The organism is Atopomonas sediminilitoris (assembly GCF_022601735.1).
Lineage (GTDB): Bacteria > Pseudomonadota > Gammaproteobacteria > Pseudomonadales > Pseudomonadaceae > Atopomonas > Atopomonas sediminilitoris.
This window is the reverse complement of sequence record NZ_JAKUMM010000002.1, coordinates 444,129-453,409: the sequence shown is the minus strand read 5'-3', so window position 1 is coordinate 453,409 and position 9,281 is coordinate 444,129. Positions and strand designations below refer to the sequence as shown.

Annotated in this window: 10 protein-coding genes; 5 read left to right on the top strand and 5 right to left on the bottom strand. The window is 56.2% G+C overall.

Annotated elements, in window-relative coordinates; genetic code table 11:
• Positions 1–304, top strand: a 304-nt coding sequence (locus MKI83_RS04600; RefSeq protein WP_241583659.1) for a hypothetical protein, incomplete at its 5' end; no start/stop codon positions are given.
• On the opposite strand, the gene tyrS is transcribed toward MKI83_RS04600, so the two are convergent.
• Positions 262–1,455, bottom strand: a complete 1,194-nt coding sequence (tyrS, locus tag MKI83_RS04595) for a tyrosine--tRNA ligase (RefSeq protein ID WP_241583658.1) — start codon at positions 1,453–1,455, stop codon at positions 262–264. The genes MKI83_RS04600 and tyrS overlap by 43 nt on opposite strands.
• A 180-nt stretch (positions 1,456–1,635) precedes the next feature.
• Here tyrS and MKI83_RS04590 point away from each other — a divergent pair, with 180 nt between their 5' ends.
• Positions 1,636–3,240: a peptidoglycan DD-metalloendopeptidase family protein gene (locus tag MKI83_RS04590; protein ID WP_241583657.1), complete on the top strand. Its 1,605-nt coding sequence runs from the start codon at positions 1,636–1,638 to the stop codon at positions 3,238–3,240.
• 1 nt (position 3,241) lies between these two features.
• A complete protein-coding gene (locus tag MKI83_RS04585) occupies positions 3,242–4,336 on the top strand; it encodes an anhydro-N-acetylmuramic acid kinase (RefSeq protein WP_241583655.1) in 1,095 nt (364 codons plus the stop codon).
• Positions 4,337–4,381: 45 nt separating this feature from the next.
• On the opposite strand, the gene erpA is transcribed toward MKI83_RS04585, so the two are convergent.
• From erpA to argC, 4 genes are all read right to left on the bottom strand, one after another.
• Positions 4,382–4,732: an iron-sulfur cluster insertion protein ErpA gene (gene erpA, locus MKI83_RS04580; protein WP_241583654.1), complete on the bottom strand. Its 351-nt coding sequence runs from the start codon at positions 4,730–4,732 to the stop codon at positions 4,382–4,384.
• A gap of 68 nt (positions 4,733–4,800) precedes the next feature.
• A complete protein-coding gene (locus MKI83_RS04575; protein WP_241583653.1) occupies positions 4,801–5,220 on the bottom strand; it encodes a bactofilin family protein in 420 nt (139 codons plus the stop codon).
• Positions 5,221–5,224: 4 nt separating this feature from the next.
• A complete protein-coding gene (locus tag MKI83_RS04570) occupies positions 5,225–5,971 on the bottom strand; it encodes a DUF6776 family protein (RefSeq protein ID WP_241583652.1) in 747 nt (248 codons plus the stop codon).
• Positions 5,971–6,999: an N-acetyl-gamma-glutamyl-phosphate reductase gene (gene argC, locus MKI83_RS04565; RefSeq protein WP_241583651.1), complete on the bottom strand. Its 1,029-nt coding sequence runs from the start codon at positions 6,997–6,999 to the stop codon at positions 5,971–5,973. Before argC ends, MKI83_RS04570 begins: the two co-directional genes overlap by 1 nt.
• A 78-nt stretch (positions 7,000–7,077) precedes the next feature.
• Between argC and MKI83_RS04560 the strand changes: the two genes are divergently transcribed.
• Positions 7,078–8,805 carry a chloride channel protein gene (locus MKI83_RS04560; protein ID WP_241583650.1) on the top strand — a complete coding sequence of 576 codons (1,728 nt, stop codon included), beginning with the start codon at positions 7,078–7,080 and terminating at the stop codon, positions 8,803–8,805.
• An 18-nt stretch (positions 8,806–8,823) separates the two neighbouring features.
• Entirely contained in the window at positions 8,824–9,252 is a 429-nt protein-coding gene (gene hemJ / locus MKI83_RS04555) for a protoporphyrinogen oxidase HemJ (protein ID WP_272493007.1), read from the top strand.
• Positions 9,253–9,281 lie beyond the last annotated feature (29 nt).

Genomic DNA, 9,281 nt, shown 5'->3' with positions numbered 1-9,281 from the left:
TTCGATTCAGCCACTTGGGAAACTCAGCAATCTGCATGAGCCTCATCAGCGGGAGGCGAATTCTACACTGAGCAAGCTCACTGTCAACACCTCATTTCGAGTTTATTTTCAGAAGACCGAAGCCTTTCCGAAAACCCTCTGGACAGCGTCCTATCGCCACCCCACTTCGCTAAAACCGCAAGAGATTCAATCACTTGCCGCTCGCTGCGAAGAGGGGCGCATTATAGGCCCAGCAGTTTTGCCGTCAACTGTTTTTCACGCTTATTTTAGCGTGATGCGGGCGAAGGCTTTTTTACCCGCCTGACAGACATGCGTTGCGCCATGCTTAAAGATGAAGTCGCGCTCCGCGACCTCACCATCAACCTTGACCGAGCCCGCACTTAGCATATCGCGTGCCGCGGCAGCGTTCTTAACTAAGCCAGCCTTATTAATGACCGCAGCAATGGGCATATCCCCATCAGCCTCTACAGTCACCTCTGGCAAGTCTTCAGGCAACTCACCATCTTTCAGCCGGTTACCCGCTGATTTATGTGCATTTTGCGCCGCCTCCTCGCCATGGAAGCGCGCCACTAGCTCCTCAGCCAGCTTAATTTTGATATCACGCGGGTTAGCTCCTGCTTCGATATCACGTTTGAACTGCTGAATTTCTTCCATGCTACGGAAGCTCAGCAATTCAAAGTAGCGCCACATCAACTCGTCCGGCATGGATACCAGCTTGCTATACATCACCCCTGGCGCTTCTTGGATGCCCACATAGTTGCCGAGTGACTTGGACATCTTCTTAACGCCGTCCAACCCCTCCAGCAACGGCATGGTCAGAATAATCTGCGGCTCTTGTCCGTAAGCACGCTGCAACTCGCGCCCCATCAGCAAGTTGAACTTCTGATCAGTCCCGCCTAACTCAACATCCGCCTTAAGCGCTACCGAGTCATAGCCTTGCACCAGCGGATACAAAAACTCATGGATTGCAATGGACTGATTGGCCGCATAACGTTTGGAGAAATCATCGCGCTCGAGCATGCGCGCCACGGTGTGCTTGGCAGCCAACTGAATCAGCTCAGCCGAGGACATAGCGTCCATCCACGTTGAGTTAAAGGCCACTTCAGTTTTAGCAGGATCAAGAATCTTGAACACCTGCTCTTTATACGTCTCAGCGTTGGCCAGCACTTGCTCACGCGTGAGCGGCTGACGGGTGACGTTCTTCCCAGTGGGATCACCGATCATGCCGGTAAAATCGCCAATCAAAAACACGACCTGATGGCCCAGCTCTTGAAACTGGCGCAGCTTATTAATAAGCACCGTGTGCCCCAGGTGCAGATCGGGAGCGGTCGGATCAAAGCCCGCCTTAATCCGCAGCGGGCGCCCCTGCTTTAGCTTTTCGATTAATTCATCTTCGACCAAGATCTCTTCCGATCCGCGTCGAATCAGCGCCAACTGCTCATCCAGCGACTTCATTATTACCCTCTTAAAAGAATCCACAGCTACAAAGAGAACTCAGCTTACAATGCAGCGGACTAAAAACAAATTGGCCCACTGGGCAGAAAACGCGCACGCCAGAGCAGTTTCACGTTGATCAAACAAGCGTCTGGTTATATTTTATACAGATATTGCATAACACCGGCCATTTACAGACCGATGACATCACGCCAAGACAAGAAGAATCCATACTACCCGCGCACTCATCTGCTCGCCGCCAGTGGCGTTGCCGCGCTGATGAGCTTGACGCTGCTAGTGTTCCCCTCCCGCGAAGTTGAAGCCAAACGCAGCAGCGCCCTTGAGCTTGAGCTACCGCTTGAGACTGCCGAGCTACAGCCGCCTAAAATCACGACACCTCACACCGAGTCAGCCAACTCATCAAGCGATGTTTCTGCCAGTGAAGTTGCTGTGCTTGCAGCGCCTAGCGAAAAAAGCCGCCCTGCCGAGTCTGCCGTTGAAAAAGACGCCGTCATCGCTGAGGAAATCCAAGCCTCACTGACCGACACCACTGATGAGTCTACGGAGGATGAAGGCGGCTTCTTTAGCTTTTTCAGTGACGAAGACGAGCCTGAAGCGGATACAGAAGCAGCCGACACCTCGGGCGAGCAGCCCACTACCGCGTTAGCCGAAGAAACCCTTGAGCCAGCAGAAGAACCTGCACAGTCTGAGTGGCAAGCGTTGACCGTCGCCTCGGGTGAAACGCTGTCGACACTGTTTAACCGCGCAGGCCTGAGCGCCACGCAACTGCACGCGGCACTCAACAGCAGCAAAGAAGCCAAGCAATTCACGCGCCTTAAAGTCGGCCAAGTGGTTGAGTTCAAAGTGGTTGATGCCGAGCTACACGGTTTACGCTCGCAGCTTTCTAAGCTCGCCAGCATCACCTTGTTGCGCGACGACAATGGGTTCAAGTTTCAACGCGATGAAATTAAGCCTGAAGTGCACACCCGCTTTACTCAAGGCACGATTCAGTCGTCGCTATTTTTAGCGGGCAAGCATGCCGGCATGAGCCACAGCCTTGTGATGGAACTGGCCAACATTTTTGGTTACGACATCGACTTTGCCCGTGAAATCCGCAAAGGCGACAGCTTTGAGCTGGTCTACGAAGAAAAAATCGTTGAGGGCTCGGTGGTCGGCAGCGGTGAAATCTTAGCCGCGCGCTTCACCAACCGCGGCAAGGAATATCAAGCCGTTCGCTACACCAACAAACAAGGTATCACCAGCTATTACTTGCCTAGCGGCTTGAGCATGCGCAAGGCATTCATCCGCACCCCAGTTGACTTTGCGCGGATTAGCTCGCGTTTCTCGATGGGCCGCAAGCATCCTATTTTGAATAAAATCCGCGCTCACAAAGGGGTGGACTACGCAGCGCCACGCGGCACGCCCATCAAAGCAGCCGGCGCGGGCAAAGTTGTCTTGGCAGGGCGTAAAGGCGGCTATGGCAACACCGTGATTATTCAGCACGGGCAAACCTATCGCACGCTGTATGCACACATGAACGGTTTCGCTCGCGGCGTACGCAATGGCGTGGCCGTTAAACAAGGCCAAGTCATCGGCTATATCGGCACCACAGGGCTGTCTACCGGACCGCACTTGCACTATGAGTTTTTAGTGAATGGCGTGCATCGTGACCCGCTCGGCATCAAGATGCCGATGGCTGACCCCATTCACGCTAGCGAGAAGCAACGCTTCTTCCAGCAAACCAAGCCGCTATTAGCGCAACTCGACAACGGCAAGAAGAACCTGCTGGCCAAGCGCACGGAGTGACATGGAGCTTTATCTTGGGGTGATGTCCGGCACCAGTTTGGACGGCATCGACATCGCCCTCACCGACCTTTCGGGCCAGCCTAAGTTGCTGGCCCATTATTTTTCTGCCCTGCCTGAAGACTTACGCACCGAGCTATTGAATCTGTGCCAAAGCGGCGACGATGAACTCGCGCGCGCCGCCTTGGCCAGCAATGCTTGGGCTGAGTGTGTGGCAGCCGGCGTGAAACAGTTACTCACGCAGCAGCAACTTAAACCCAGCGATATTCGTGCGATTGGCAGCCATGGCCAAACCATACGCCATGAACCCAAACGTGGCTTTAGCCTGCAAATTGGCTCCCCGGCCTTACTGGCCGAACGTTGCGGCATCAGCGTCGTGGCAGACTTTCGTAGTCGCGACATCGCCGCCGGCGGTCAGGGGGCACCGTTAGTCCCAGCCTTTCACCAGCAACTGTTCACTGACAGCGTGACCCCGCGCGCGCTGGTCAATATTGGCGGCTTTAGCAATCTAAGCCTACTGACGCCGGGCAGTGATGTCTTAGGCTTTGACTGCGGCCCCGGCAACGCCCTGATGGATGCATGGATTCGCCTGCACCGCGGCCAAAGTTATGACGCTAACGGCGACTGGGCTGCCAACGGCACGGTCAACGGCGCGCTGCTCAAGCAGTTTCTGCAAGATCCCTTTTTTGCCCAGCAGGGGCCCAAAAGCACAGGGCGCGAATACTTTCACCCAGCTTGGCTACAAGCCCAACTTAAGCAATTCGGCCAGCCATTAGCCGCCGCCGATATTCAAGCCACCTTGTGCGCGCTCACCGCCCACAGCATTAGCCGAGCACTGCTGGATAATCAGCCCCACTGCGAACAACTGCTTATTTGCGGTGGCGGCGCGCACAATCATTACTTACGGACGTTGTTGCAAGGCGCCTTGCCGCAGATTGACGTTACTAGCACTCAAGCCTTGGGCGTCGATCCTGACTGGCTTGAAGCCATGGCCTTCGCCTGGTTCGCCCAGTGCTGCCTGCATGGTACGCCGGCCAATCGCCCTGCCGTGACCGGCGCGCGTGGGTTACGCATTCTGGGCGCAATCTATCCCGCCTAAACGACAAAAGCGCCACCTGGGCGCTTTTGCGTTGACTAGCAGAAATTAAATCGAGAACGACTGACCGCAGCCGCACGTGGTGGCAGCATTCGGGTTTTTGATCACAAAGCGCGAGCCTTCTAGACCTTCTTGATAGTCCACTTCTGAGCCAGACAAGTACTGAAAGCTCATGGGGTCGACCACCAAACTGGCACCATCACGCTGCACTATGGTGTCGTCATCGGCGACATCTTCATCAAAGGTGAAGCCGTACTGGAAGCCTGAGCAGCCGCCACCGGTGACGAAAACACGCAGCTTTAAGCGCGGATTACCCTCTTCATCGATCAGGGTTTTCACCTTATTGGCCGCACCATCGGTGAAAAAAATGGCAAGTGGCTCAAAGGTTTCAACAGACATCTCTTGCTCTCCACGGGCACTGGCCCTATTACAACGCGCTTTATTATCCCGTTACCCGAGGAAAATGGTCAACTATTAGCCAGCGCTTCTTGCGTTTCATCAAGCACATTGGCGCTGACTTTTCCGTCGCCAAGGTATTTTACTTGGCCTTCTATTTGCGCGCCCATGGCCATTTCCATCAGGCGGTAGTGCACATTGCCGCGAATTCGCGCCGTGGCACCCAGCTCAACATGCTCTAAGGCGAACACGTCACCTTGCACTTCGCCATTGATGATCACGTGCGGAGCTTGTAGACGACCTTCGACGCGGCCTTTGTCGCTCACGCGGATCAAGCCTTGGTCGGCGTTGATGGTGCCCTGCACTAAGCCATCCACCTGCAGCGCACCATTGAGCTCGATATCACCTTTCACACAGGTGTTGTGCGCAATCACACTGGTTTGCCCTGAAAACTGGCTCATATCGGCGCGCGGGTTTTTCTTGTTGAACACAATGTTACTCCTGATTAATCCAGTCAAAGGTGCGCTCGACGGGCTGCTTTTGCCCTTCGACCTCAGCCATGATGCGAATACGTTGCGGGCTAAAATCCTCAGGCAAGCGTAGCTCGGCAAACCGCCCTGCCGCCGGGTACAACTGATAATGCTTAAAGCTAAAGCGAATGCCGTCGTCGCTGACCCCTTCGGACAGTTCGGCCAGAGGTAAGCTGCGCGCTTTTTTCTTACTCTTGCCCAAAACCTCAATCTTCAAACGGCCTTTCAGCGCTTTCTCGCCTTCGCCCATGCGGCTAAGCATGAATTTATAGCGAAAGAGCTGCGCATCTTCCGTGGGCTGCAGCTCAAAGGCATAGATGGTAAGACCTTCACGGCGACTACCAGGGGCGACGGCTTCTTTATAAAAAGCCAAGTCTTGCTGTAACTGGAATACTTGCTGCTCGAGCATTTTGATCGTTTGCCGGCTTTGCTCGCTGGCTTGCTGGGCTAAGCGACCACCGCTTTCGAGCACCGCTTGGCGCTGCTGCAGACTGCTGTTGTCATCTTCCAGCACCGCTAGCTGCTCGACTAAGGCATCGTGCCCATCCAGCGCGGCCCCGACTTCGTGGTCGCGCCATTGATACCCCGCCCACCCGATCAGCGGCAGAAGTACCACCAGCAAGGTGAGGCAGGCATTTTTCCAACTGCCTTGGCCCGGCTGAACCACACGCACTTGCCAGTCGGGCTTGTTGGATTTGCCTCGACTCGCCATTAGGGCAGCAACGCCACATGACCAAGACCGGCTTGCTCATCCAGTCCAAACATCAGGTTCATGTTGTGTACCGCTTGCCCTGCCGCACCTTTGACCAAGTTATCGATCACCGAGAGGATCACCACGGTATCGCCACCTTGCGGGCGATGAATGGCGATGCGGCAGTTGTTGCTGCCTTTAACGCTGCGGGTTTCCGGATGGCTGCCTGCAGGCATGACATCCACAAACGCTTCATTGGCGTAGCGCTGCTCGTAAAGCGCTTGCAGATCCAGGGCATGATCAGGCACTTGCGCGTACAAGGTCGCGTGAATACCGCGAATCATCGGCGTTAAATGCGGCACAAAGGTTAGACCGATGTCGTGACCGGCAGCGCGCGCCAAGCCTTGGCGCACTTCCGGCAAATGACGGTGGCCAGCCACGCCATAGGCTTTAAAGTTTTCTGAGGCTTCGCACAGCAAGCTCGGCAGATGTGTCTGTCGGCCGGCGCCGCTGACGCCTGATTTGCAGTCAGCAATCAAGTCACCACGAATCAAGCCTTGCTCCACCAGCGGCAAAAAGCCCAATTGCACGGCGGTGGGGTAGCAGCCGGGATTGGCCACTAAGCGCGCTTGGCGGATCTTGGCGCGATTGACTTCCGGCAGGCCATACACCGCCTCGGCCAAAATGTTTTCGCAGGCGTGCGGCATGCCGTACCACTTTTCCCATACCGCTGGATCACTCAGGCGGAAGTCAGCGGCCAAGTCGACCACTTTAACGCCCGCGTCTAACAACTCCGGCACTTGCTGCATGGCAATGCCGTTAGGCGTGGCAAAAAACACCAAGTCACAGCCTTTAAGCGTGGTGACATCCGGCTGACTAAAAGCCACATCCACATGGCCACGTAAGTTGGGATACATGTCGGATACGGGCAGGCCAGCTTCGGAGCGAGAAGTGATAACCTCTAACTGCACTTCCGGGTGCTGTACTAGCAGACGTAACAGCTCTACTCCGGTGTATCCTGTTCCACCGACGATACCTACCTTGATCATGACTGTCTCCCGGATGCGCTAAATAAGAGGCATGCATAATAAAGCGCTGCCCCGCGCACAGCAAAAGGCTGACTAGGTGTGAAGCTGCATATCCGCCCCGTTTTGGACCAATTCCGTGAACGCTTAGCCAGTGTTGAGGCGGCGCCACAGCTGGCTTTACTCGGTTTATTGGCCGGTTTGGTCACCGGCATTGTGGTGTTGTTATTTCGTGCCTCGGTTGAAGGGGTATTGGCCGCCATTAACGGCAGCCACGCCGAAGCCTTCGAAAATTTAGAGCCTCTCGGCCGCTTACTGCTGCCGATTATCGGCGCTACCGTCATCGGTTTGTACCTGTGGCGACAAAGCGCCAGCGAGCGGCGCTTGGGCATTCCGCATGTCCTCGAACGCTTTGCCCACCATCAGGGCTACTTCAGCGTTAAAAGCCTGATCAACCAGTTCAATATCGGCGTCATGACCTTAGGCAGCGGCTTTTCCGTCGGTCGCGAAGGCCCGGCCGTGCATCTGGGTGCCGCCGCCAGTAGCTTAATCGGCCAGTGGATGCGCCTGCCCAATAACAGCATGCGCACCTTGGTCGGCTGTGGCGCGGCGGCAGCGATTGCAGCGTCGTTTAATACCCCGCTGGCTGGGGTGATTTTTGCGATCGAGATTATTTTGCTCGACTTCAGCCTCGCCAGCCTGCTGCCACTAACCCTTGCTGCGGTCACCGGCGCGCTGTTGTCGCAGCTGGTGTATGGCTCCACCAGCGTGATCAATGTGCCGCCACTGGCGTTAGGCAGCTTGTGGGAAGTGCCTTGGCTGATCGTCTGCGGCATCGTATTGGGTGCGTTAGGCGCGCTGTTTAGCTGGTGGCTGCTGGCCTGCCAGCGCTGGCAGCGCGGCCCGCTGTTTATTCGCTTGCTGGGCATTGGCGTGCTCACTGGCGCGATTGGCTGGTATCTGCCAGAAGCCATGGGCATGGGCTACGACAGCCTCAACGCGGCCCTGATTGGCCAATTATCCCTGGGTGTTCTGCTCAGCTTAGCGCTGATAAAAACTCTACTTACCGCCACCAGCATTGGCTTTGGCCTACCCGCGGGCCTGATCTCGCCCATCTTGGTCTGTGGCGCATGCATGGGCGGCGCCTTGGGCTTAATCGGGCAAGATCTTTTTGGCCTGCGCTCGCCCAGCGGCCTGTACGCCATGCTCGGGATGGCGGCGGCGATGGGTGCGATCTTGCAAGCGCCACTGGCCGCGCTGATCGCTTTGCTGGAGCTCACCCACAACCCGCACATTGTGTTTCCCGGCATGCTGGTGGTTGCCATTGCCAACCTCACCGCCGCACAAGTGCTTGGCCAAGGCTCGGTATTTTTACAGTCGCTACGCCAGCAAGGCATCGGCATTCGCTTCAGCCCGCAAGTGCAAGCCATGCAAGCGGTGGGGGTCAGTACATTAATGGAGCGCGACTTCATCTGCCTGCCGCGCGTTGTCACGGTCGAGCACGCCAAGCGCTTATTTGCGCAGCGCACACCGCGCTGGATCATCATTGAGCGCGACGACAAACCCATCACCCTGCTGCGCGCTGCCGACTTAGCCAGCCAATTGGCCAGCGACAACAGCACCGATATCGACTTGCTGACCATGCCCGGCGAGCGCCGCGACCTGTGTGTGCTCCCGATGCAAGCCACCGTGCACGAGGCCTTGGCCGAGCTGCAAAGCCAAAATAGCGAGGTGCTGTGCTTGATGGTGCGCCGGCGACGCAGCGCTCCCCGCCCAGCCGGCTTAGTCACGCGTGAAGCGCTGGATCACTATTACCAACTCAACCGATAACCCCGTGGAGTCACCTGCATGCTGTATCTCTGGCTGAAAGCCTTTCACCTGATCGCTTTGATTTGCTGGTTCGCTGGTTTGTTTTATCTGCCGCGACTATTCGTCTACCACGCCATGAGCGAAGACCAAGCCAGCCGCGAACGCTTCAAAATCATGGAGCGCAAGCTCTATCGCGGCATCATGCTGCCCTCGATGGTCGTCACCGTCGTACTTGGCGCCGCGCTGCTGTACCTCAACTACCCGTATTACTTTAGCCAAGGCTGGATGCACGCCAAGCTCACCTTGGTCGTCCTGCTGATTGGCTATCACCATATGTGCGGCGCGCAGATGAAGCGCTTTGCCCGCGATGAAAACACCCGCAGCCACGTGTTTTACCGTTGGTTTAATGAGGTGCCGGTGCTGTTTTTACTCGCCATCGTTATTTTGGTGGTGGTACGCCCGTTTTAAGTCTGGGTCGTGCTCTAACAGGCACTGAC